The following is a 23,719-nucleotide window of genomic DNA, read 5'->3' on the forward strand; positions in this document are numbered from 1 at the left end:
AGGGTTAAGACTTTCCGCCCTGAGCCTTTCTATGCCTCAGGACATCAGAGAGAAGCTCTCCATTGATGCCAACGTTTTCAGTTTCATTCTCGTGGATAACCACGCTCACGTGGTGGACTCCATAAACCTCTCTGACCACCTCAGTAAGCCTCTTTACAAGCTCTCTTTTGGTATCTTTATCAGCTTTGGGACCCTCGACTATTATTATCGGCATTGAAATCACCGATAATTACTTGGGAGTAGCTACTAAAAAGCTTTTTTGCAGAGGGGGACAACTGCTCCGACAGTACTATATCCTCAAGCATCAAGCTTAAAAGGAAGTGAAGTATCTTTTATACTGTGCGTTGTTGCCGAATAGAACTAACTAAAAGCTGAATTAAGTTTTGCAAAATGATAACCGTTCTCTAAACCGCAACGAAAGGTCCTGCGGAAGATAACCTGAGAAATAAAGCAATAAAATGGTTGGAGGGACAAAGGTGAGTGAAAAAGCCACCAAAGGAGTCCAGCTTCTGAGAGGAGATCCTAAAAAAGCCCTTGTAAGGCTTTCGATACCCATGATGATAGGCATGTCCGTCCAGACCATTTACAACCTTGCAGACGGAATATGGGTGTCGGGACTCGGTCCCGAAGCCCTCGCGGCAGTAGGCCTCTTCTTCCCAGTTTTTATGGGAATAATTGCGCTCGCCGCGGGCCTTGGGGTAGGTGCGAGTTCTGCAATAGCGAGAAGGATCGGTGCAAGGGACAAGGAAGGTGCCGACAACGTTGCCACCCACTCCGTCCTTCTCGGCCTGATTGTTGGAATTGTGATAGCCCTCACAACGTTGCCCCTGATTGATGAGATTCTCATGGCAATGGGGGCAAGGGGAAGGACCGTCGAGCTTGCCGTGGAGTATTCCCGCGTTCTCCTTGCGGGGGCAGTGGTTGTTGTCTTCAACAACGTGGGTAACGGCATCCTGAGGGGAGAAGGGGATGCAAACAGGGCAATGTATGCCATGGTTCTCGGTTTCGGCCTCAACATAGTCCTTGACCCGGTTTTCATCTACACCTTTGACTTCGGCGTCGTTGGAGCTGCCTACGCCACAATGGTCTCGATGGTGATAACCTCGCTCTTCATAGCCTACTGGCTCTTCATCAAGAAGGACACTTACGTTGATATCTCCCCGAAAGAGTTCTCCCCAAGCCGGGAAATCCTCAAGGACATCCTCCGCGTGGGACTGCCTTCCTCGCTCTCCCAGCTCTCGATGTCCATAGCGATGTTCTTCCTCAACAGGATAGCAATTATGGCCGGAGGAGAGAACGGAGTCGCTGTATTTACAAGCGCGTGGCGCGTCACCATGCTCGGTATAGTGCCCATACTCGGAATGGCGGCCGCGACCACATCCGTCACTGGAGCGGCCTACGGGGAGAGGAACGTCGAGAAGCTTGAAATTGCCTATCTCTACGCCATCAAGCTTGCCTTCATGATAGAGCTTGCCGTTGTTGCGTTCATAATGCTCTTCGCGCCCCAGGTGGCATACCTCTTCACATACTCGGAATCTGCCCAGGTGATAAAGGGAGATCTCATAAGCGCTTTAAGAACCCTCCCGGTCTTTCTCGTCCTCACGCCCTTCGGAATGATGACTTCGGCTATGTTCCAGGGCATAGGGGAGGGCGAGAAGTCCCTACTCCTCACCATATTCAGGACGCTCGTGATGCAGGTGGGCTTTGCCTACATCTTCGTCCACTACACGACCCTGGGCCTCAGGGGAGTGTGGATTGGAATAGTGATTGGAAACATGGTGGCGGCTATCGTCGGCTTCCTGTGGGGGCGGATAAGGATAGGGGCATTAAAAAAGAATTCAGCTCTCCAAAGCACATGAAAACTGTTGCAAAGAGCACAAGGACATTCAGAACACCACCCCTCTTTCTCCTTCTATTATGCCGACTTCGCTGTTATACCCCATCTCTAGGCCGAAGACCCCAAAGTGATCGTAGAGGTCTTCGCTGAAGAACTTGGCCTCGTCAAGCACCCATATCGGAACGTTCACAGTCTTTTCGATGACGAATATCGTAGTCCTCAGCTTCTCCTCATCGCTCAGCTCTTCCCAGTTCGAAGCGTACTCAAGGGCAGTATCCAAGAACGGTCTTGGGATTGCCGGGAGGCTAATGAAGGTGTCCCTCGTCGAGAGCCAGTCCTCGCTCCCCCTCCACCTGGACAGCGTTTTCAGGGTTTTCCTCTTCAACCAGTGTTGACTTATGGCCCCCTCAAATCCGCTCCAGATTTCTTCGTAGAACCTGTCGTTCAGTTTGAGAAGGTGGAGCTCGCTTCCAATTCCTTCAAGCTCGCCGAGCAGATTAACGCTTGCCTCGAAGCTCTTTTTATCGTAGGGAAGATAGCTTTTCTCCCCCTCAGGCTCGAATATAAAGGCTTTCCCTCTCTTTAGTCCCCTTCTGTTAACTCTCCCGAACCTCTGGATGAGGGCATCAATTGGGGCGACCTCTGTATACAGGACGTCGTAGTCAATGTCAAGTGAGACTTCAACCACCTGCGTCGCCACGAGGATTCCGCTCTCGATCTTTTCAACTAGCTCCATCTTCCTCCTCTTGTCTTCGTTGGTGAAGCGGGAGTGGAAGAGGTAAACGTCCTTCCTCTTCCTTTTCAGCTCCGTGTAGAGCTCCCTCGCCCTCGTGACGGTGTTAGCTACGACTAACACTTTTCCCCTCGCCTTGGCAATCTCGTCCACCGCGTTGAGGAGGGGTTCACCCCTAACAGCCACTTCAACCCTCCTCCTTGAGGAGTACCTCTCCTCAACTTTCTTGAACGGAATCAGTGGTTTTAGACCCCTCTTCTCGAGCTCCTCCGCGAGGAGAGAGGGCAGCGTGGCGGACATGACCGTTACCTCAGCCCCGAGGTGTTTCCTCGCGTACTCAATCCCGTCCAGGATGAGGGAGAGCGTGTACGGGCTGTAGGCGTGAACCTCGTCTATCACCCAGTGCGCGCCCCTCAGGGCGAACTCCCTCACCGAGAAGCGGGGGTAGTTGAGGAAAGCTAAGAGCACCTGATCGACTGTGGAAACGAAGACCGGCTTCATGGCGTAGCGGTGGAGAAGTCTCTCGTCGAGTACTCCCCTGTAGTAGAGACTCAGGAACAGAAGGCTGTGGGCGAAAGAAACTTTGTCTCCGAACATCTTCTCGAAGCGCTTCCTCATAGCTTCTGTGGTGGTTATCGTCGGAAGGGAGTAGACGAGCTTAACCACACCATCGGGAGTCACCAAAAGGCTCGTCTCGGTCTTCCCGTCCCCGGTGGGGAGCCTGAAGTATCCACCACCCTTTCCAAGAACGGCCAGCTGGTAGTCCCTAGGAGAAAACCCATTTGCCTCCAGATAGGAGAGCGTCCCCTCCCTAACCCACTCCCCCGAGAGGTGGTAGGTTTCAGCCTTCATTCCCGCACTCTCAAGCCAGTCCGAAACGCGAAGAAGGCCGTTGAACAAGGTATAGGTTGAGCGGATGGTGATGGAGTCAAAGCGATTATCCTCAAGCTCTCCTCCGATGATTCTTTCCCTAATCTCCCAGGCGAAGTCGGACGGGTCGGAAAGCGCTTCCCCATCAACTATCAGCCTTTCTCCATTATCCATCTCCCGCTCGTAGAGGGCCTGGTGGAGGTCGGAGTGATGTGATAGGATAGAGGCGAGCGCGATGCTCCTGAAGGGCTCATCACACTCCAGGAAGGCGGAGACGAGCTCTACTCCAAGGTAAGCGTGCGGTGGGGCTTTCCTGATTTTCCCATCAAGCTTCGCCTGGAACCTGTCGTCGAGTTTGCCGAGGTCGTGGAGGAAGACGTGTCTCAAAAGACAGGGCTCAAGGGAGGAATCGTGCGGTATCCTTGAGAGCAGCTCCCTCGCTATCTCCTCCGCTCCCCTTGAGTGTTCGTAGAGGCTCTTATCCGGCTTTGCCCTCTTTTTCTTCATGAGCCTTATAAGATCTTCCCACTCCATGGCTCACACCCAGCAGAAGTCCCTGTAGGCACATCTTTTACAGTAGGGCTTCTTTTCCGCTTTAGGTGGGCTCTCGAGGGAAATAACCTTTTCGATTCCCTTAAAAGCCTCCTCAAGGACCCCAACGTCTTCCCCCGTCAGCTCGACCTCCTCGGCGGTACCCTCCTTGGGGTATGAAACGAGGCCCTTAGCTCTAACTCCAGCCTTCAGGAGGAGGTAGAGGTAGTACTTCAGCTGCCACCTCGCAGGTTCCTCGAGCTTTGAACTCTTCTTCACCTCGATGACCTGGAGGCCATCTCTCTTCCTCACGACGTCGAGCCTCGCCCCCTCAAGAAGCACCTCCTTCCAGTCCCGCTGGTAGGCATCGCCGTGGATCATCCTCCCTATGAGCATGTCGTCGTTGTCGAAGTCGAAGTTGAGGCCCCGTGAGAAGAACCAAAGCTCCCTCCTGCAGGCGAAGTAGTACTGCACCATCACGCCGGTTATTCTGATGCATTCCCCCATCAGATTACCTCCCCCAAAGGGCTTTTGTCGGTTCCAATTACGTGGAGCGTGAAGTTTGAACCCGGGAGCTCGTAGATTAGAACGGAGTCGTCATCCTCAATGAGGTCTTCAAGCGTTCTCCTTATCTCGTAGAGCTGTGCCGCCGTCACCTCCCCCTCGAAGACGCTGTTCTGGCGCCAGTGGAGGTGGGTCCTGAGGAAGCGGTGAACCTTTGTTACCCTCTTAACGTCAACATCGTAGACAACGATGACGTACATCACCACCACGCCCGCAGGGGGGTGTAAGTTCTATCTCCAAAGATGTGCTTAACAAGGGAGTACCCCTCAAGCCTGATGAGGTACCTAATGGAGACGTTCCTCCTGAGCCCCGGGTGGAGGACTTTTCTCTCAAGCTCGCCGTTGAGCTCCGGAAGGAAAACCCTCAGCCCCTCGCGGTTAAGCATAACTCCAGCGTCCCTCTCGAAGTGCTCTTCCCTTATCTTTCCCCTATTTACGAGCCGCAAAATTACTCGGAAGACCGTTATTGGCTTGAAGATGTCGGCAAAGTCGAGTGCTAAGGAGTACCTCCTCTCTAGGGGCTCGTGGAGGAAGCTTATGGCCGGATGGAGGTAGGTCTTCCTTATCTCCGAGAGGGCCACCGTGTAGAGGACGGAGTTGCCGTAGCTTATCATGGCGTTGACCTCGTCCTTCGGCGGCCTTCTGCTCCTCTCTCTGAACTCGAAGTTCTTGAGGAGAGAGCCGAAGAGGGCGTAGAACTCCTTCCAAAGGGTGCTTTCAACGCCCATGAGCTCGGCCGGGCTTTCTCCATCGACGGGAATCCCTTCAATTGCCGAGGCATCGGCGCGGTAGGATTTAAGGAGTGCGAGCATTGAGGCCTTTATGCCCTCGACGAACTGCTTTGCTATGTAGAGGCGCTTTTCTTCATCGAGATAGTGCTCCGCCTGCTTTATGACAACGCTCCCGCTCACCTGGTCCTCGACCGTCATATAAGAGCCTCTGTAATAACCATACTTGTTGTAGAAGTGTACAGGAACGTCCTTCTCGGAGAGGAGCTTTATGGCCCCGCTCGTCAGCGTCACGGGTTTAAAGCAGTAGACCTCACTCGTAGAGTTCACGGGTATGGCTTTCTTACCGTTCTCGTTCTCGAAGAAGAGGGTGTTGCCCCTCCTCTCGAGGACGCCCATCTGGGTTATGTACACGGGCTTCTTCATAGCACCACCGCACGACTACGTTCTACGGAAACCTCCCTGACCATGCGCCAGCCCAAAAGCATCACCTGTTCTTTCCACACGATTACGTTCTACGGAAACTTTGTAGTTGTTGGAAGACACAATTTCACAGACGTTCTTTCCACACGATTACGTTCTACGGAAACGTTTATCAACCCACGACACGCCAAGCGCATATATACAGCGCTTTCCACACGATTACGTTCTACGGAAACGCGTTACGACCAACATCACTAACGACACCGCAAGATTCTTTCCACACGATTACGTTCTACGGAAACCTCACTCTCGGGCTATCAAGACTGGATAAATGAAAAGCTTTCCACACGATTACGTTCTACGGAAACGTGCAGCCCAGACGAGTTGGCAGAATATTTTTATGAATCTTTCCACACGATTACGTTCTACGGAAACTCAAGGAAGACGGGACCGCAGTATTTACGCCGGTTGGTCTTTCCACACGATTACGTTCTACGGAAACCTATAAGGGGGAAGTTATTTTAGAAAAACACGAACCGCCTTTCCACACGATTACGTTCTACGGAAACCCATTTTCCAACCCTCCTTTTATGTTTTCCAATAAAAAACTTTCCACACGATTACGTTCTACGGAAACGGTTCTAGAGAATTCAAAGTTATACACTTTCAGGGTTTACTATGGCTTTCCACACGATTACGTTCTACGGAAACAGAGATCAAGAAGAAGGGAGACTTGCTGTACTATAACACTTTCCACACGATTACGTTCTACGGAAACGAAAATAGAAGGTGAAGACATCAACGGAAATAAGATCTTTCCACACGATTACGTTCTACGGAAACGGCTTTGTATGCTTTGGTTTTGGGGGTTCAGGTTCCACTTTCCACACGATTACGTTCTACGGAAACTTCACCTCCGCATGGTTGTCAATGAATATTATGTTTCCTTTCCACACGATTACGTTCTACGGAAACTTTGCACTTGTACTCAAGTCCAAGATACTCAAGTTCATCTTTCCACACGATTACGTTCTACGGAAACCCACAAGGCTTGAGAAGGGAGTTTTAAGTTTGAGGAGGGCTTTCCACACGATTACGTTCTACGGAAACTAAATTTTTGACGAAAGAAGAAAAAGCGGTACTAAGAAGAAGCTTTCCACACGATTACGTTCTACGGAAACACGGGATGCGCATTGGTGGGGAGAATGAGTACATTATGATCTTTCCACACGATTACGTTCTACGGAAACAGATCTTCTTTAAGAACTTCATTCTTCCACCTCCTACTTTCCACACGATTACGTTCTACGGAAACAGACCTCAGAGAGGATTTTGCATATTGGCAGGGGTTACTTCTTTCCACACGATTACGTTCTACGGAAACTGGACACTGCACACGGCGACGTTGTGCTAACTTTTGTGACTTTCCACACGATTACGTTCTACGGAAACTGGACGAAGCATCTTGCAACATAAGCGAGGAGGGCATCTTTCCACACGATTACGTTCTACGGAAACAGAAAGCCAGTCGATGATTTCAAATCTCTTTCTAGATTTCCTTTCCACACGATTACGTTCTACGGAAACCTTTCACTTTTTTCCTCTGATTGACAAATAAGGTAATCTTCAAACTCCTATTTAAGGCTTTCTCTGGAAACCCGTAGCACTGCGCTCCATTTATAAACTTGATGCAAAAATGAAAAAGCCGCCAAAAAGCACTAAATCGTCTCCGCTTACCTTAAAGCACCCGAAAACCTCCTCCCAAAAATCGAAACCAAATTTAGCAAATCTGTGGGCGGTAGAACCATTGAAAACAAAATCCATGGTCATATAAACCCTTTCAACCATTCAAACTCTACGGACTTCACGCAATTTGCTTATCCGGGACTTTCCATGCATTCTCCGTCAAACGTATCCATTTGGCAAAGCCTTACCACTGACAGGGTAAACAGAAAACGAAAACCCTTCCGAGCATTTTAAACCTCGTGTACACTTTTCAAAGCAGTTAAAACCAAAAACAAAGGACGAACAAGAAGGAAAAAAGAGCTTCAAAACACGAAAACCGGTTCCCCATCGAAGAGTAGCACGCTTACCGGATTGGCAAGCTCGACGAAGCCGCCGGCGAAGGCGATGACCCTCTGATAAACTGCCCTCCTATCCTTCCCGCTGTAGGTGAAGTCCATCGGCACTCTGTACTCCCTCGGCGTCAGGTTGTTCCTCCTAATCACGAGGAACCTCGCGCCCTTAGCGTACTCTTCAGCCGGAATGATGCTCCTCAGCGTGCTTTCGCTCCCTTCCTCAACTTCAACAAGCCTCGCCCAATCCCCCTTTGCCGGATAGAGGAGGCTCTCGCTGTCCCCGACGTAGGGAGTGAAGACCGGATCGAGGAGTGAATCATAGGCCCTCTCTATCAGCTTTTCGTCGCCCGCGAAGAACATCCTGTAGTGGGGCCTGTGGAAGAGCACCTTGGTTATGGGATAAAGAGGAGAGTTCACGCTCTTGAATATCGCCGCCGTCTCCTCAACCCTTGCACCGGGGTCTTGAACGATGACGCCGTACTTGAGCTCGCGTAGGAGCCTCCTAAATCCCTCCTCGGACAGACCCATTGCCCCCGCGAGCATTCCTATCGCCGTCGTCCTCGGAGGGAAGGGATAGCTGTCGAGGAGGAGGGAGTTGTATGGAATCCTGAAGTGCGCCTGCAGGGGCCTTACCTCAACCACGAGGCCCAGCACGTCACTCACCGAGCTCAAGCTTTTCTATCCTCTCCCTCAGCTCCCTCATGCTGAGAACCTCTGCCTTCTCCATTCCCTCAAAGGCCTTCTTCAGCTCGTCCACGTTGGCGAAGCGGTTCTCGAAGAGGCCGATGTAGAGCCTCTCTATGTTGTTTTCAAACGTCTCCACGGTCTCCTTGAGGAGGTCGACGTCGAGGACGAGCTTTCCGTCAACGTAGCCGGGCTTCACGCGAAGAGCATCGCCGATGACAGGTATCTTATGCCTCAGCAGGGCGACCACCATTACCTCGGGATAGACCTTGGTGAAGAAGTTGCTCAGCTTAGCGCCGCCATGGTACTGCATTATCGCCTCAAGCAGTGCCTTCAGGCGCTTCTCCCTCTCCTCCTTCGGGAGGACGTAGAGCGTAACTTCCTTTCCAGTGGCGTCCTTCTCCTTTTTAGCCTCAAGGCCCTCAAGCTTCGGAACCTCAAGGCCCTCCTTGAAAACGCCGAGCCTGTCAACCTCTATGAAGAAGTTGCCCCTCATGACGTTGGTGGTTATCTCCGTCTCGTATATGTTGTGGTTGTCCCCGCTCGGGTCGTAGCGGACTCCGAAGTCCCTGTCCTCCTGGTATGGGAAGAGCGATACCATGCCGTTCGTCCTGACGACGGCCGTCCTCCTCAGGGTTGCGTTCTTTCCATCGACCTTCTTGGCTATCATGTAGCCGAAGAGGTCGTCGTCTATATAGTTTTGTGGCTCGCCGAGTGAAACTATGACCTTCTGGCCACCTTCGCTCTTGGGGACGACCTGGCTCAGCTCCCACCCGAGCTCCTTTAAAAGGGTTCTCAGGTGGTACTTGACACTCTGGCCGCTCACCCTGACGTACTCCCTTCCATCAACGGGATCGCGCAGCTTCTTGAGGACCGCTATCACCCCTTCGGTGCCGTTCGAGTTCAGGTTTGCACCTTCAACCTTGGTTAGGGTAACTACCTCAATTGCCTTCATTCCTTTCACCCCCGTGGAGAGCGTTCAATATTCCGTTGAGCAGGATCGCCTTCACCACCTTCCACTCATCGCGGTTCTCGTAGACTGGCCTGAGGTCGAGGCTTGTTTCAAGCTTCGCCTGGAGCTCAACGAGCTTGTTCACAAACTCCTCAAAGCCCCTCGCCCTGAAGAGCTCCCACTGGTAGCGCTCAAGGTTCGTGCCCTTCATGGCCTTCCCAAGGGCGTAGCCGAGCCCGTTAATCCTCTCAAAGGTCTCCTTGTCCACTACATCACCCCCAAATGCTTCAAAGTAGGAGCGGGCCCAGGTGAGGTAGTAGGCCGGGAGCGGGAGCTTGTTCTTCACCCGCTCCATGAAAATCCTGTTCAAAAGAACGAAATCGAACCTTCCCGAGAGGAGCTTTGAGATGAACTCCTCCCGCTCGAGGAAGTTCTTTGCCCTGTCCTTTCCCCGAGGTACCTCGAGCATCTCGTAGAAGAGCACCACCGCTGAATCTCTCCTTTCGAGGTGCCGCTTTCCCCAGTTCGTCTCCTTCCCTGCTTCCTGAATTCTATCAATGAAGCCGATGAGCCTCTCAAGGGTAGTGCCCTCTATCGTTCTCTCCCTGTATATCTGGCCCGAGCCGTAGATGAGGTAGGCCCTGACGGTTCTTCCAACTTCAACTGTTTCCTTCAGCATCCTTCTGTTCTTGAGGAACTTGACGAACTCGTGGAGAACGGCAAAGAAGGCCTCGTTCGGGTGATACCTGCTGAGCGATAGCTTAACGCCTATGGAGTACCTTTTCTTTCCGTCCCTCGTCTCGGCCGTGACCTTGAAGTTCTCCATCCAAAAGTCGTCCTTGAAGGTTCTCTTGAAGCGTCTTAGCTCGCTCTCCGGGGCGTCGAAGAAGAAGCGGAGCGTTGAGCCTCCAACCGGGACGGTGTAGAGGTAGGCCATCGCGGAGTAGAGCTTGAAGGCATGTTCAATGCAGAAGTGGAGCCTCGTTCCCTCGTCCACGACTGAATCTATCTTCCGCTCGAATGGGAATATGAATGCTCTATTGGGAACAGCATCAGTTTTCTCCCCACAGACGGAGCAGGTACCCTTTTTCCCGTTTATCAGCGCTGGCAGGATTTCCTTCGTCTTTCCGGAGAGCTCAAAGCCAAAGTGCCTGAGGAGTGCTATGGCATCTGAGTCAGAATCAACGGGAGCTCCGTTGGCCATCTCCGAGACCGGCAGCAGGTAGCTCTCCTCAATGATTTCTGGTTTTACCTCATCTATCCCCATCTCCCGGAGGAATAGTTCGCCGTTTTTTAGGTAAGCATCGAGCATTCAACCACCCCACGCTTTCTCTATTATCATCGCGATGGCGTCGGTGGGTGGAACGGATTTGTTGTTGTACCTCACTTTCTTCTCCGTGTACCGGAAGTAGAGTTCATCCTCCCTCCTGACCTCTATCATGTTGGCCTCGAGGCCCGCATGCGCCAGGAAGTTCCTGGGATCAACCGTGGGGTTGGGGTTCTTCCCCTGCTCCTTGAAAACCTCCGCCAAGAGCTTCCATTCCTTTAGCGGTGGAACCGCTCGGGACAGCCTGTGGAGCTCCTCCTCCGTCGAGAACTTTGCCCTCCCCCGGAAGAGCGCTTGGGTTACTGCCATCAGCCCCTCAAAGCTCATTTCTCTTCCCTTTGGAAGATCCTCTGTGACCTTGAGCTGGAAGGAAAGCTTTACGAGGCCCCCAAACCCCGGACCGAGGGCGAGCTTTCGCTTCACTTCCCTCTCCCCGACCTCCACGGCTCGACTGTAAAGCTCAAAGATCTCCTCTATCGCGCCGTTCACCTCTTCTCCATCGGGGTAATAGGAAGCAAAAGCAAGGGGGAGCCCGTGTATGAGCGAGGCTATCCAGATGTTGTATAGCTTGAGGCTTTTGATGATCCGGTTGAGATGTTCCAGCTCTGAAAGGAATTTCCCATAGTCTCCCCATTCCATCCCATGGTTTAGGAGGTACTCCTTTTTCCCAGGCAGAGGCTCTGAGAGGGGGTGGGGCTCGATCATGGCCTCCTCTATGACGTTTATGGAAAGCTCCCTGCTGAGGTTTGGGACGTAGGGGTCGGAGTTGTAGGCTTTGAACCTCACGGGGTTTCTAAGCGCCGCTATGCCGAGGATGTCCTTGAGGGCGCGGTAGACGAGGAAGGTGATGTAGTTGAGGCCGTGGGTGGAGTCGAAGTGAACCTCGAGGGGCTCGTTTGAGGGCACTACTGTAGAGAAGTAGTAAAGAGCAGTGTAGTAAACGTCGAGGGCACTTCCCTGGAAGGAGCCGTTGGGAAACGTCCCCACTCCTGGAACTATCAGAACGTCAACTTCCCGGCCAACCCCGATGTGCTCAAAGAAGCTCCCGATTCTCCCCGTTATGTCCTCTTTGAGGTCCTCGTACGAGGAGAAGTTCCTCCCAAGGGTGTCCGGGAGAACAACAACGGTCCAGTCCGGCTCGATGACCTTCTGGAGTATGGGGAGGGTGGAGGCGTTGCTGAGCCTCTCGTCACCAAAGCGGTACTTAGTCTCCTTCCACCTCTCAAAGTCGCCCCAGGAAGCTATCAAAAGCTTCATTGAAGCGTCACCCACCCCATTGGCATTCCGTCGGCTATTCTCCTCGTCTTCGGGAAGTTGGCCGATACGCTTCCACCACCTGGCTTCATGCCGAGCCTGAGCCTCTTCCTTATCTCTTCCCAGCGCCTCTCTCCCTTAAGGAGAAGGCCGATCGTTGTCGAGATCCAGCCGCTTCCCCAGCCGAGGCGGAGTCTTTTTCCATCAGGAAGAGTCCGGTAGAAGTCTTCAACGCTCCGCTTGTAAGCCCCGAACTTCGAAGAGTTCCTCATCTCTTCCTCGATGACTCTCCCGTAGAACTCCTCAACGGCCTCCCAGAGGAAGTCCTCGAAAACTTCCTCCGGCCTTCCGTAGTTGCTCAGGCACTCCCAGAGGAGCCCGTTGAAGTAGTCCCTGTTCAGCCTGAGGGTCTCCCTATCAAAGCGGATTTCGACCTCCGTGCTGGCTTCAGGCGTTAGGCCCTCCACCCAGATGGGAATTGGGTTCTCGGCGCCGACCACTTCAACGCGGTAGACCGCGAGGTGCTTCTTCCCAATTGGTCCGGAGTCCCTGACAACGAGGGCGCGCATGGGGTCGCGCTTGGGCTCGTACCCGATCCCCGGGAAGTTCCATGTAGGTTCCATCCCGAAAACAATGGCCTCAAGAAGGTCGTCGGCACTCTTTGGATCAAACCTCCCCTTCCGCTCTTCGCTCCGCCTGAGCTGGGAGTCGAGGTAGTGGATGTAGTACTCCAGCAGGGTGGTGTTTCTCCCTATGGCATTTATGAGATGCTCAACGTTTTCCCTTTTCTTGCCCCCCGCTTTCCCCGCCATGTTGCGGATAACTTCCATGGCCGTTCCGCTGTCCCCGCACTCCTTAAGAACCTTGTAGAGCACGGCCGTCCTTATTGCCCCCTTGATTGAGGAACCGGGGATGTAGGGCTTCCCGTCCGTCCTGATGAAGCGCTTTATCCTCATGCTCTCCTTGCCTTCCTTGCCGATGATCGGGAGGGAGTAGAGAGTATAGTCCTCAACGCGGAGTTTGAACTCGTCTATGTAGCCCTTGAAGACGTAGTAGTCACCGGGAGGGTTTTTGAGGAGCGAGAGTATCTCCTCGATTGAGACGCCGAGAGAGAGCAGATCGTTAGTGAGCCTTGCTGTGTCGAGGACGAAGATTTTCTCGTGGGAGGGATATATGTCCACGGCGGTGAGCTCGCTTCCATCGCCGATGTGGATGGGGGAAAGAACCGTAAGCCTCATACCAATCCCTCCGGGAGCTTCGCTGGAATCGGGAAGCTGAAGCCGTAGACGTAAATGTCTTTTCCGCCGACCGTTAGTTTTTCCATCCTTCCGGGGTCGTCCTCTATTATCGAGCCCTCCTCGACGAAGTTCATCTTTGGCTTTCTGCCCCAAGATGTCCAGCCGCCTTTCCTGAGAAGCCTCCAGAGGAGCGGAGTTTTCGTTGGAAGGGTGTTAGAGAGCGTTACGAAAGCCTCCCCCTGCGGTACCTTTATCTCGATTTCCTCAATTTCAAAGTCGAAGATGCCGTAGCCCCACGTGCCCTTGCCTCCAAGCCCGCTGTCGCCGAGGTACCTCAGGGCGGGCTCTATGAACTCCTTCAACATCTTCTCGTCGCCCTGATAGAAGAAGTAAACCCCCGCGTTCGGCTTGAAGCGAACCTCCTCCCAGAAGTAGAGGGAGGAGTTGTTGGTCATCCTGTCAAGGGCCACCTTCGGCATCTCGACGATCTTATAGGGCATTTCAGTGTAGGCGAAGGGCTCCAGGTTTAGGGCCCTCTCGAAGTCTTCAAGCGTTAGGTACTTCGCGCTCTTGAGTCTCTTGAGGTCGGGGATGTTCTCACGGCCATAGAGCCATAGGTCGGCGGTGAGCGGCTTTGGGAGGAAGAGTGTTTCTCCATCGTAGGGGAAGGCCGAGCTTATCCTCGCTCCTCTCTGGAACAGCTCCGCAAACTCGCCTATCGCCCCCCCGCCGTATAGCGCTCCAATGGCCGTGGCCATTGCCCCGAACAGCGTGTCAGCGTGGGGAATCCCTGTGAGAGGCCCCCTGAGCTTCAGCTTGATGGCCTTGAGCTCCATCACCCTTCACCGGGACTGCTCTTCAGCTCTTCCCTTATCCCTCCAAAGAGGCTCTCGAATTCCCCAAGCACATCTCTAACTCCCTTAGATCCCACCGGGATAGGCAGGGCCTCCTTTTTGGCCCTGTAATAGTCGGCGCTCCTGAACTCTATGCCATCGAAGATGAACTTCACCTTGCCGTAGCCCCTCGAACCCGAGCCTCCGAGGTAGCTGTCCTCGAGGAGGGCCATCGCCGTGAGGAGGTTCTCAACATCGTCCTCCCACTGCTGGGAGTCTTCAATGGTGTATATCATTTCAAACTCGAACTCCGTACCCGCAACAACGCGCTCGTTTGTCCTCGGATTTGCCTGGGATGTAACGCGGTCTATGCCAACCTCGATCTTCGCCTCCAGCAACTCCTGCCCTGCCTTCCACTTGGACTCCCATTCCCTCGTGAGAAAAGCGTCCCTAACTATCACCCTCGATGGGAAGTTGCTCTCATCACCGCTTGCACCAAAGAGTCTGCACACTGGACAGTTGTAGGCTTTGTAGTAGTCGGGGCACACGTGTATCCAGCCCTTGTTTATCGGCCTGTTGAAGAACTTGCCGCAGTTTTTCTCTCCCTCTTCTCTGCAGCTACCGGGAGAGTACGAGGCGAGGGATGAGTATTTCTCCTTCCACTCGCCGAGCTTGGAGTTGACGAATATCTCAAACAGCGACCTTAAACGGCCTTTGAGGGATGAACCGGGGATGTAGGGCAGGCCGATAAGGGGGTCCTTTATGACTGGATTGTCTATGCCGCCTATCTCGGAGGTCTCCCTCTGGGCCCCGATGTGGAGCCCGGTGACGGCCTTTATCCTTCCCCTAATTACAAGCTTCCCGTAAAAGTTGCGGTTCATAACCATCAGTCACCGCCTCCGTAAAACTTGTGGTAGGCCACAACGGCCTGAAGGAAGTCGTAAAAGACTTCAAAATTCTCGGGCGTTGGATTGTTCATGATGACTTCGAGCATCGGGTCAAGGACATCGTAAAGCGTCTTTAGGGCATCCTTCTTGTACCTGTTAGTCTCCTTTCCAACGGCATAAGCTAAGAGGTAGCGCATCTTAACGACGTCATCGATGAACTCTCCACGTCCCTCCCTTTTGAGTGACAAGTGAACACGGCGTGCGGTTTCAAGAACCCTGCGTATCTGGTTTGTCTTCAGGTTTTGAGAGAGATAACGGCCAAGCTCCATGGCATTTTGAAGCCTCTCCTGGGGCGTCCACTTCAAAAAGTCCTTCGAGGTTGCTTTTATCTTATCCACTGGGGTGGACTCATTTCTTTGAGGCCTGGAGCCGAAGCCTCCGGGCCTCTGCCCATGCGGCGTTCTTTCCCGGGAATAATTGAAGCCCATCCACAATCACCTCCTAACGGCCATGAGCACAACCTTGAGTACTCCGTCAACGGAGTATATCGGCTGGGGCTCCCCGGCCTGGAACCTCCTAACGTCTATCCCCACAAGCTCGGGGAAGAGGTTTCCAAGTTCGTGCCTCCCAAGGAGGTAAGCCGTTAAGTACGCCCACCTCACGCTGGAAGGATCACGGACGTAGAGCTCCCTGAACTGGAGAATCCTCCAGAGGAGAGAATTTTTCCCTTCGAGTCCCTTACTCAGCTTCCCATTTCCGGCGTAGATTTTTTCAGCATAGCTCCTCCACAGCTCCCTGTATTCGTCCCACGTGTAGCTGAGGAAGTGGTTCTCGGCGTTGGGTCTTGTCCTCTCGATCACGTGGATTCTGTTTCTCCCCTCGTCCTTGGCAACGCTGAGGCGCTCGCTTACTACATCGGCCATCCTGTAGATCGGGGTCTTTTCATCAAAGTAGCCGAGCGCCATTGAGATTGTCCTTCCCTCTCCCGTGTAGGCCCTGAAGGCCTCTCTAATCCTGAAGGCGAGCTCGAAGACCTGCTCCCATGCCCCTACTATGAAGAAGTCGTCTCCACCGGCGTAGACTACAACGATATCCGGCTCATCCGGCCAGGGCTTGAGGGGAGGGTTGAGGAGAGGGACTTCTCCCACGTACTTTCCGTGGATTATCCCCTTGAGGTAAACCTTGAAGAAGTAGTCCATGAAGCGAGAAGCTGTGGCGAGCTTTGAGAGGCTGTCCATACCACCAAAGAACTCACCGAGCTTATCGACATCTCCCTTAAGGACTCCTATCCTCTTCGTGCCAAGGGAGGCAGTAGCGAGCTCCTCGAAAGTGGCCACTCCCTTCTCGCCCCTCTTATAGTAGTCGGCGACGAGGTACGGGATGAAGGTCACATCCTCCGGGAGACCCTCTGGAACGTCGAGGGTGTTCTTGAGGAGGAGGGCCTCTCCCCCTGCTCCCCCGCCTTGGTAGGGTATGAAGTACCTGAAGGGCCCCGTCGTTATGGCCCCTCTCGCTTCGCTCCTGTCGAGGATGAATCCACCGATCTTGGGGAGCTTTTCCCCGAGCTCTGCAAGCTCGTTGCACCTGTCGCAGGCCCTGGCCTCGGGGTCGTCCGAGTACTTGAAGCGGTCAAGCTTAGCGACTTCCCTGCCGCAGACAGGGCATTCCTCGAGCCTTTCAGCCTTTTTTGGAGCCTCGAAGATGTCCTTGACTTCCTCAAAGCGGCGGAGCTTTCTGATGTTCAGCTTTTTCTTGAGCCTTCTCCGGGCCTCGCTGAAGAGGTTATTGACCCCTTCCCTTCCGAGCTCCTTCCCGGCTATCGGCTCCCACTCGAGGGCGAGGTAGAGCTTGCCATCGAAGTTGCGGTAGAGCCACTCGGAGACCTTCACTCTTATCTCCTCAAGTGCTTTAACCGCTTCCTCCGTGTTCTGGGCTATTATGAGGAAGTGGCCGCCCGCGTTGAAGACGACGTTGGCCCTCGTGAGGCCGAGCCTTGAGAGCACCTCAAGCACGACGTCCCAGCCGATAAGCTCGAGGTAGGCGCTCCTCGCGCGGAGGTACTTGAGCGTCCCCCTGCCGCTCACGCCGTAGATGAAGTCCTGAATGCCGGAGAAGTCACCCTCGATGAGGAGGAAGCGCTCCTCCTTCCTGCACTTCCCTGACTTCACGTCCTCCCTCCTACAGCCCGCCCTCGCCATCGCGAGCGCTATCGCTGACGTCATCTTCATATGGTCGTAGAGTGAGATCACGTTCCCCTCGGCGGTGAAGGAGCTGACGAAGGTGAGGTGTTTCTCAAGAACCGGGAGCAGTCTGTCGATTTTGAGAAGTGCCTCGGAGAGGGTCGTCCATACCTCTTTGACCATGCCTCTGTAGTTCTCGGCCCTTACTACCACTCCCGTTTCCGGTACCGGGAGCCTGTTGGGAGAATCCCCATTTCCTCCGAGCTCAAGTCTGGCCAGTGGATAATGTCGCTTTGGGCTAAACACCGACCCCATCAGGCGCAGTGATTGGGGCTTTCCCTCCTCCCTCTCCCTCGATGATAGGTTGTCCGCTTCATAGACTATCCAGAGGGCGTCGAGGACTTCGTCCTCCGTAAGGCCGAAGCGCTCCGGCGAAAGCTCCCGGATTTTCGCCCTCATGGTTCCCTCGTCCATCTTAGAGAGATGGTGGAACTCCGAGAAGAGCGAGAGAAGATTGAACTCGTCCCGCCCTGTACTCTTTGCCAGGTCGCGCAGGAACTTCGCCCCCTGTTCGGAGTGGTCGCCCGAGTAGATGCCCGCCCTCTGGACGGGTTTGCCTATGTCGTGGAGGAGGCCGCCGAGAGACACAAACTTATAAAAATCCACTCAATCACCCCCGGATCGGGTTAATAAAGCCAAAGCCGAGGCTGTTCTTCTCCCCCAGACCAACATCCATGAGGAAGCGGTAGAATCTTCTCTCCTCTGGCCTTATGCGCTCCTTTTCAAGAAGCTCCCAGTTGGAGCCGATGACTGGAAAAGGGACTCCATTCTTGACGACCTTCACGTAAACGTCTATCTTCCCGTTGGGCCTGAGCTTGGGCACCATCCTGTCAAACAACGGGCCTTCGAGGGAAAGCTCCTCCCCATAGAAGGCGCTGTACTTCTTCTCGGCGTTCTCTTTAAGACGATCGAGGAAAAAGTGCAGGTCCCTGTGGGCGTGGAACTTGAAGTATTCGTTTTTGCTGGCGTTCCTGTAGAGAACAACCGGTGAGCCCGTCTGGAATGTTCTCCTCAGCGGGAGTTTGAACTTCTTGAGCTCTACAACTTGGTACTCATCCTTCCCGATGTGGATACTCTCCCTTTCCTTAATGGCTGAGTAGAGGGCGTTGATGAAGCCTTCTTCTGGGGAGGAAACTATGAAGGTTGGTCTCCCCTCTTTGTCCAGGAAGAAGTCGGAGAACGTGAAGAACTTGAACCTCGGCTGGTCGTGCCTCTCCTCATACTCAGTTCCTTTCAGCATGTTGTAAATAAACCCCTGAATTGCGTGCTTGTTTGGTCGAGAAAATCCTCTATTTAGGGGCATTAATGTTAACTTTAGTCTCATAAGTTTCACCAGACAACAAGGTTGTCATTAATGTTCTTCACAACCAAGTTTTATAACCTTTGCCCCTCTAGGCTCTACTTTGAATGACTACCCTGAGGGAACAGGCGAATGAAGATTTGAACCTCTCAAACCTAGCTTCTACACCTATTCACACGACTACCCTCTAAGGAAACCCGTCATTTTGGCTGCAAGCAGGAAAAGCACGAGCCAAACTCTACGTATGCATGTCAAAGTCAAATTAAAGAAAGAAAGATTCTAAAATCATCCCCTTCTCCTCGCTATTATGTCCGAGAGGAGCTCGCCATCGTATCCAACGTTCTCAGTCTCGTTCTCGTGGATTATGACGCTCACGTGGTGAACCTTGTAGACCTCCCTTATCACCTCGGTTATTCTCCTCACAAGCTCCCTCTTGGTCTCCACATCCGCCTTCGGGCCCTCAATTATCACCATCGGCACGGGCATCACCGGAATTATTTTTCACCGATTTGCCTTAAAAAGTTCTTGGAGGGACCTTACAAGGAGCAGGAGTGTCAAGCCTTCGCAGAAGAATTTTTCCATTTTGGAAAGGATAAGAGCTATAGGGAGTCTTCATTGAAGGAAAATTGGTGATGGTAATGGAGGCTAGGGTGTGCAAGTTCTGCGCTGGAGAGAGGCTCGATGATGTTGTGAAGCTCCTAGAAGAGAAGGGCTACAGGGTTAGCGTTGAGGAGTGCATAGGGCTCTGCGCAAAATATGAATGCGGCAACATAAACGTCATAGCGGGAGAGAAGGAGATATCCGTCGGGAGCTTTGAGGAGTTCATTAAAGCTTTGGAGGGCTGAAAATAGTGAAGGCCTTAGTGATAATCTCAAGCGATGACGAGAGAGCTTTACCTGGCTTTATGTGGGCAACCAATGCAATAAAACACAAATGGGTCGAGGATGTTGAGGTTATACTCTTCGGGCCGATAGAGAAGGCAGTAGCAGATGGAGACGAGCGCTTCATTCCATGGATTGAGAAGCTTAAAGAGCTTGGAAAGCTTCCAGTAGCATGTAAGAGGATCGCGGAGCTTGAGGGGTTTGAGGTTTCCCTGCAGAGGTACGCCAGGACAGAGTACGTCGGAAAAATCATAGCGGAACACCTGGAGAAAGGCTACGTTCCGATGACATTTTGATGAAAAACGCTTCAAGAAAAGTCTTTTAATTTATTTTTCCACATTTCTTGGGGTGAAAATGTGAGAAAGCCCACTATGCTCCTGATTGCACTTGTCATCTTCACAAGCTTGGTGAGCGCGAGTATTGTAACTTATGGGAATTTGGAGTTTTACACAATCTCAAGCGAAAAAGAGCTTGAGATCTTACTTTCAGATCATGAAGGAGAATACTTCTTCATCTTTTATCATTCAGAGACTTGTCCAGCCTGTAATTATATGAAAACCAATGTTTTCCCAACACAAAAGGCAGAGAAAGTCTTGAGGGGCATAAATTTGATCTCAATCGACGTTTATAAAGGGAGAGCACTAACAAACCTCCAATACAAGGTTTACGATAAAGTTCTCGTCATCCAACCGGACAACGTGGGCTACTACACCCCAAAAGAAAAGGGTGAGCTAATAAACGTCGGTGTGCCTGGGACACCAACCATGATAATATTCAAAGTTGAAAATGGAGAGAGGATTCTGAAAGGTGTGGCCGTTGGGGCATTAAATCCGGAAGGTTTAGAATTCTTCGTGCAGAACAGCCTCGGAGATGCTACGAATAGCGAGAGGTCAAGCAAAGAATCACAAGGGAAAGATGAAACCTCTTCCACAGGCAATTTATCTTTAGCAGTCCTCCTACCCATCTTCTCAGCTGGAATTCTAAGCGTGTTTTCGCCCTGTGTTCTGCCTCTTATAGCGGGAACGTTTTCACTCCTTTTTGCAAAGAGGAAGGTTGAGGTTGTCATAGCGGGCCTTGTTGTGTCTTTTTCTTTGCTTGGGGCCTTAGCAGGTAGCTTGGGCTCTTATATCGCTCAGGTTAGGGGGGCTCTCTATCTTGTAGGTGGCCTCGGGTTCATTCTGGTTGGAGCATCGTTAATAAGTAATACCGTTAACCAAAAACTGCTTAAATTCATTCCCTCTCCTTCAGAGAGGATTTCATCGAAGAACGGCTATGTTTACGACTTTCTATTGGGTTCTGCACTTGGGGCAACTTGGATTGGATGTATAGCACCATACGTTGGGTTTGCCGTTATTACAGCGGCATTAAGTGGAAGCGTCTTAGAGGGAATAGTTGTCATGAGCATCTACGGGCTTGGCATGGGGCTTACCCTCTATTTAATCCTTAGCTCAAAGGATTTAGCCGAGTGGATAAATGGAAAGCTCCTGTCGAACAGACTAAGCTTAACTGTGGAGAAAAAAGCCAAATGGGAGAAGATTTTAGGGATTTTGATAATTATCTTTGGAGTTCTAATGCTCACCGAACTAACTCCCTTCAAGCTCTGGAGTGCGCTATTTGAAAAGTTCGCAAAAATTTAAGGGGGTAGTTGAATGTTCAGATACAGGAGAAAGGTTGAAATGTCCCTGAAAGAGGCTGAAGAAAAGTTAAAGGCAAAGCTTGAGGAAAAGGGCTACAAGGTTGTGCTTGAGTTTACACCAAGTGAAGTCGTTAAGGCAAAGCTCGGTGTTGAGATGGAGCCTTATAGAATCCTCTACGTCTGCAACCCGAAGAAGTTCTACGAGATGACAAAAGTTGAATACGAGGTTGGATCTTTTGCTCCCTGTCCAGTGCTGCTCTACGAAAAAGAAGGAAGCGTATACGTTGCCATAAACACTGCAGATGACATAGTTAAGGTCATCAAGGAGCCACTTGAGGACGTTAAGGCGGTTATTGAATCACTTTGAGCCTTTCTGTTTCTTTTTCCATAATTTAAAAGATTGGAGGCACTACAACTTCGGGAACAAGAGCATGAGGCTCTTCTTTGCCGACATTCTTGAGAAGGAGCTCTTTACCCTCGGCTACGGAAAGACAGTGGACTCGGTAACGCCAAAGTTCCTGTACTTCCACGGGGACATAGCGGACATTAGAATCTACCCCTAGCCGCTCAGCGGAGAGGAGGTTAAGGGAATAATGGAGGAAATCAGGGCATCGAGCCGCGTTTAGTGTATTTCTCTTTTTTATCTAAAAATCTCCTCGTAGGCGATGTAGCCGTACCTTCTAAGCTCCTCCCTCGGAATAAAGCGGAGTGCAGCGGAGTTTATGCAGTAGCGCTTTCCAGTTGGAGTGGGTTCCTCAAAGACGTGACCGAGGTGGGAACCTGCAAAGCGGCTCCTTACTTCCCGGCCGCAGAGGAAGCCCTCGCACTCATCAGCCTCGACGATAGCCCACTCTTCCAGGGGCCTTGTAAAGCTCGGCCATCCCGTTCCAGAGTCGTACTTGTCTAGCGAGCTGAAGAGAGGCTCGCCCGAGACCACATCAACGTATATTCCCTCCTCGTGGTTGTCCCAGTATTCGTTGTGGAAAGGCTCTTCCGTGACTCCAAGCTGTGTAACCCTGTACTGGATGGGATTTAGGAGGTTTTTAAGCTCTGAATCGCTCGGCTTAGCATAACCGAGCCAGTAACGCTCCCTTTCCGGGAAGAGGCGAAAGTGCCTGTTCTTCTCCCACACTGACTTTATAAACCCGAGCCTTCCGGAGTAGAGCTTGTAGTTCTTATAACTCGCCTCAAAGCGGAAGTAATAGCCCTGATGGTAGTCTTCAGCTGGGTAGAACTCCTTTGCCGGGAGGATTTCGGTGGCTATCGGTTCTTTGAATATTCCAGAGAGCCCAAGTCTCCTCTTCGATTCCTCAGCTAGCTTCCTCTGCTCCTCGTTGAGGTAAAATATAGCCGTCTTGTACTGCCCGCCCCTATCGGCGAACTGGCCGCCCGGATCCGTGGGATCTATGTTTCTCCAGAAGACCTCCAAAAGTCTCTCATAGGAAATTTTTGAGGAGTCGTAAATCACCTTCACCGCTTCCCTGTGGCCTGTCTCACCCGTTGAAACGAGCTCGTAGGTGGGATTCCCCACCCAGCCGCCGGTGTAGCCCGAGACCGCCTCAATAACTCCCGGAAGCCTTTCAAAGGCCTCCTCCATGCACCAGAAGCAACCGCCGGCAAATATCGCTATTTCTTTCTTTTCCATTTCATACACCAAGGAAAATAGGATGCTGGAACTTAAATAGTTTTGGGCATTATTATATGTTAATGGTTACAAATACCCAAATTTGTCCGATAGTTAGTTTTTGAGCTGAGGTGTTATGCTAGAGAAAACTGCGTTTCAGACTTCAAGACTTTCATTGCCAACAAAAATAACCACCTGAAGATGTTAAGTCCGTTATAGACTCTCTTTAGTTTCTTTTCCACAATTTTAATAAGGTTAAGATGCAAAATTTAATGAGGTGATTTTCATGCAAAGAGCTCTCGTGACTCTTACTCCCTCCGAAAGCAAGCGCTTGATTGCTAAAGCCGTTGTAGCTATGGAAGAAGTTCAAAATGCCCTCAAGAACGGTTTTGTATACATAGCAACTGGAACAACAGCCGCTTACATTGCTGAAGAAATCCTCGGAGAGAAAATTGAAAAAGAAAAATGGACAGTGGGGACGATAAGCAAGGGAAGAACGTGCGTTACCCCAAAGGCTACATGGCCAAAGCACCTCGTCCTCTACAAGGGAAAGCCCTTTGACGACCCACTTGAAGCTTTGAAAGAGATGGGGCCTGAGGATGTTTTTATAAAAGGAGGAAACGCCATAGACGTTAATTGGAATGTTGCGGTTTTTGCAGCCGCTCCAGACGGGGGAACAATCGGCAGGACTTTTGGATGGACAATAACCAAGGGAGTATTAACCATAACCCCAATCAGCCTCGAGAAGTTCACTCCAACGCCTGTGGAAGTAAGCGCAAAGATAACTGGAATCCATTCATTTGACTGGGGAACAGGGCTATACTCCGCTTTGGTACCTATTCCCCACGCAATCCCTATAACCGAAGTTGAAGCCTACGAAATACTTGCCAACGTTGATGCAATCCCAATAGCCGCTGGCGGCGCTGGAGGAGCGGAAGGAAGTGTAACGCTCGTCCTTGAGGGGGACGATGAAGACATGGAGAAGGCAAAAGAAATAACGAAAGCAGTTAAAGGTGAGCCCCCATTAAAGCCATACACAGAGGACTGCTCCATCTGTCCTTTTGCAAAGATCTGCGGAATTGGCACTGGAGCTTTCTGAT

General features: G+C 51.9%; 24 protein-coding genes and 1 CRISPR repeat array. Of the genes, 7 read left to right on the forward strand and 17 right to left on the reverse strand.

Features of this window, described 5'->3' with window-relative positions:
* Positions 1-4: 4 nt before the first annotated feature.
* The gene (gene dmpI, locus THEPK_RS06445) at positions 5-214 is read right to left on the reverse strand and encodes a 4-oxalocrotonate tautomerase DmpI (protein ID WP_042699708.1); all 210 of its coding nucleotides are present in this window, start codon (positions 212-214) and stop codon (positions 5-7) included.
* 262 nt (positions 215-476) lie between these two features.
* On the opposite strand from dmpI (THEPK_RS06445), the gene THEPK_RS06450 reads away from it, so the two are divergent.
* Positions 477-1,859, forward strand: a complete 1,383-nt coding sequence (locus tag THEPK_RS06450) for an MATE family efflux transporter (protein ID WP_042699710.1) — start codon at positions 477-479, stop codon at positions 1,857-1,859.
* 27 nt (positions 1,860-1,886) lie between these two features.
* Here THEPK_RS06450 and THEPK_RS06455 read toward each other — a convergent pair whose 3' ends face one another.
* From THEPK_RS06455 to dmpI (THEPK_RS06525), 15 genes are all read right to left on the reverse strand, one after another.
* Positions 1,887-3,974 carry a CRISPR-associated helicase/endonuclease Cas3 gene (locus THEPK_RS06455; RefSeq protein ID WP_042699712.1) on the reverse strand — a complete coding sequence of 696 codons (2,088 nt, stop codon included), beginning with the start codon at positions 3,972-3,974 and terminating at the stop codon, positions 1,887-1,889.
* A gap of 3 nt (positions 3,975-3,977) precedes the next feature.
* Positions 3,978-4,478, reverse strand: coding sequence for a CRISPR-associated protein Cas4 (gene cas4, locus THEPK_RS06460; RefSeq protein WP_042699714.1), 501 nt, complete (start codon positions 4,476-4,478; stop codon positions 3,978-3,980).
* Positions 4,478-4,735, reverse strand: coding sequence for a CRISPR-associated endonuclease Cas2 (cas2, locus tag THEPK_RS06465; protein ID WP_042699715.1), 258 nt, complete (start codon positions 4,733-4,735; stop codon positions 4,478-4,480). Before cas2 ends, cas4 begins: the two co-directional genes overlap by 1 nt.
* Positions 4,735-5,688: a type I-B CRISPR-associated endonuclease Cas1b gene (cas1b, locus tag THEPK_RS06470; RefSeq protein WP_042699718.1), complete on the reverse strand. Its 954-nt coding sequence runs from the start codon at positions 5,686-5,688 to the stop codon at positions 4,735-4,737. Before cas1b ends, cas2 begins: the two co-directional genes overlap by 1 nt.
* Positions 5,689-5,758: 70 nt before the next feature.
* Positions 5,759-7,272: direct repeats of the CRISPR family, unit length 29 nt; unit sequence CTTTCCACACGATTACGTTCTACGGAAAC.
* A 461-nt stretch (positions 7,273-7,733) separates the two neighbouring features.
* Positions 7,734-8,417 carry a CRISPR-associated protein Cas5 gene (gene cas5, locus THEPK_RS06475; protein WP_042699720.1) on the reverse strand — a complete coding sequence of 228 codons (684 nt, stop codon included), beginning with the start codon at positions 8,415-8,417 and terminating at the stop codon, positions 7,734-7,736.
* Position 8,418: 1 nt separating this feature from the next.
* Entirely contained in the window at positions 8,419-9,402 is a 984-nt protein-coding gene (gene cas7i / locus THEPK_RS06480; RefSeq protein ID WP_042699722.1) for a type I-B CRISPR-associated protein Cas7/Cst2/DevR, read from the reverse strand.
* Complete coding sequence (locus tag THEPK_RS06485) at positions 9,389-10,711, reverse strand: hypothetical protein (protein ID WP_042699725.1); 1,323 nt, start codon at positions 10,709-10,711, stop codon at positions 9,389-9,391. The genes cas7i and THEPK_RS06485 overlap by 14 nt, the downstream gene beginning before the upstream one ends.
* Positions 10,712-11,983 (reverse strand): CRISPR-associated CARF protein Csx1, encoded by a 1,272-nt coding sequence (gene csx1 / locus THEPK_RS06490; protein WP_042699728.1) that lies wholly within the window; start codon positions 11,981-11,983, stop codon positions 10,712-10,714.
* A complete protein-coding gene (gene csm5 / locus THEPK_RS06495) occupies positions 11,980-13,218 on the reverse strand; it encodes a type III-A CRISPR-associated RAMP protein Csm5 (RefSeq protein ID WP_042699730.1) in 1,239 nt (412 codons plus the stop codon). The genes csx1 and csm5 overlap by 4 nt, the downstream gene beginning before the upstream one ends.
* Positions 13,215-14,054 (reverse strand): type III-A CRISPR-associated RAMP protein Csm4, encoded by an 840-nt coding sequence (csm4, locus tag THEPK_RS06500; protein ID WP_042699733.1) that lies wholly within the window; start codon positions 14,052-14,054, stop codon positions 13,215-13,217. The genes csm5 and csm4 overlap by 4 nt, the downstream gene beginning before the upstream one ends.
* The gene (csm3, locus tag THEPK_RS06505) at positions 14,054-14,938 is read right to left on the reverse strand and encodes a type III-A CRISPR-associated RAMP protein Csm3 (RefSeq protein ID WP_342764006.1); all 885 of its coding nucleotides are present in this window, start codon (positions 14,936-14,938) and stop codon (positions 14,054-14,056) included. The genes csm4 and csm3 overlap by 1 nt, the downstream gene beginning before the upstream one ends.
* The gene (gene csm2 / locus THEPK_RS06510) at positions 14,938-15,336 is read right to left on the reverse strand and encodes a type III-A CRISPR-associated protein Csm2 (RefSeq protein ID WP_232194546.1); all 399 of its coding nucleotides are present in this window, start codon (positions 15,334-15,336) and stop codon (positions 14,938-14,940) included. The genes csm3 and csm2 overlap by 1 nt, the downstream gene beginning before the upstream one ends.
* Before the next feature lie 96 nt (positions 15,337-15,432).
* Positions 15,433-17,784 carry a type III-A CRISPR-associated protein Cas10/Csm1 gene (gene cas10, locus THEPK_RS06515; protein WP_042699737.1) on the reverse strand — a complete coding sequence of 784 codons (2,352 nt, stop codon included), beginning with the start codon at positions 17,782-17,784 and terminating at the stop codon, positions 15,433-15,435.
* Between the two features lie 4 nt (positions 17,785-17,788).
* Positions 17,789-18,502 carry a CRISPR-associated endoribonuclease Cas6 gene (cas6, locus tag THEPK_RS06520; protein WP_042699739.1) on the reverse strand — a complete coding sequence of 238 codons (714 nt, stop codon included), beginning with the start codon at positions 18,500-18,502 and terminating at the stop codon, positions 17,789-17,791.
* Positions 18,503-18,763: 261 nt separating this feature from the next.
* Positions 18,764-18,964: a 4-oxalocrotonate tautomerase DmpI gene (gene dmpI / locus THEPK_RS06525; RefSeq protein ID WP_232194547.1), complete on the reverse strand. Its 201-nt coding sequence runs from the start codon at positions 18,962-18,964 to the stop codon at positions 18,764-18,766.
* A gap of 152 nt (positions 18,965-19,116) precedes the next feature.
* Between dmpI (THEPK_RS06525) and THEPK_RS06530 the strand changes: the two genes are divergently transcribed.
* The 5 genes from THEPK_RS06530 to THEPK_RS13670 all read left to right on the forward strand — a co-directional run bounded on the left by THEPK_RS06530 (position 19,117) and on the right by THEPK_RS13670 (position 21,558).
* Positions 19,117-19,323 (forward strand): hypothetical protein, encoded by a 207-nt coding sequence (locus tag THEPK_RS06530; protein WP_042699744.1) that lies wholly within the window; start codon positions 19,117-19,119, stop codon positions 19,321-19,323.
* Between the two features lie 5 nt (positions 19,324-19,328).
* The gene (locus tag THEPK_RS06535) at positions 19,329-19,655 is read left to right on the forward strand and encodes a hypothetical protein (protein WP_232194548.1); all 327 of its coding nucleotides are present in this window, start codon (positions 19,329-19,331) and stop codon (positions 19,653-19,655) included.
* A 60-nt stretch (positions 19,656-19,715) separates the two neighbouring features.
* Complete coding sequence (locus tag THEPK_RS06540) at positions 19,716-20,996, forward strand: cytochrome c biogenesis protein (RefSeq protein WP_042699750.1); 1,281 nt, start codon at positions 19,716-19,718, stop codon at positions 20,994-20,996.
* Between the two features lie 12 nt (positions 20,997-21,008).
* Positions 21,009-21,362, forward strand: a complete 354-nt coding sequence (locus tag THEPK_RS06545; protein WP_042699751.1) for a DUF302 domain-containing protein — start codon at positions 21,009-21,011, stop codon at positions 21,360-21,362.
* A 64-nt stretch (positions 21,363-21,426) separates the two neighbouring features.
* The gene (locus THEPK_RS13670) at positions 21,427-21,558 is read left to right on the forward strand and encodes a hypothetical protein (protein WP_255346950.1); all 132 of its coding nucleotides are present in this window, start codon (positions 21,427-21,429) and stop codon (positions 21,556-21,558) included.
* Between the two features lie 77 nt (positions 21,559-21,635).
* Here the strand turns inward: THEPK_RS13670 and msrA are convergent, their stop codons facing one another.
* Entirely contained in the window at positions 21,636-22,640 is a 1,005-nt protein-coding gene (gene msrA / locus THEPK_RS06555) for a peptide-methionine (S)-S-oxide reductase MsrA (protein ID WP_042699756.1), read from the reverse strand.
* Between the two features lie 265 nt (positions 22,641-22,905).
* Between msrA and THEPK_RS06560 the strand changes: the two genes are divergently transcribed.
* Positions 22,906-23,718 carry a hypothetical protein gene (locus THEPK_RS06560; protein ID WP_042699759.1) on the forward strand — a complete coding sequence of 271 codons (813 nt, stop codon included), beginning with the start codon at positions 22,906-22,908 and terminating at the stop codon, positions 23,716-23,718.
* Position 23,719: the final 1 nt, after the last annotated feature.

The sequence above is a fragment of the Thermococcus sp. PK genome (assembly GCF_000430485.1).
GTDB classification, from domain to species: domain Archaea; phylum Methanobacteriota_B; class Thermococci; order Thermococcales; family Thermococcaceae; genus Thermococcus_A; species Thermococcus_A bergensis.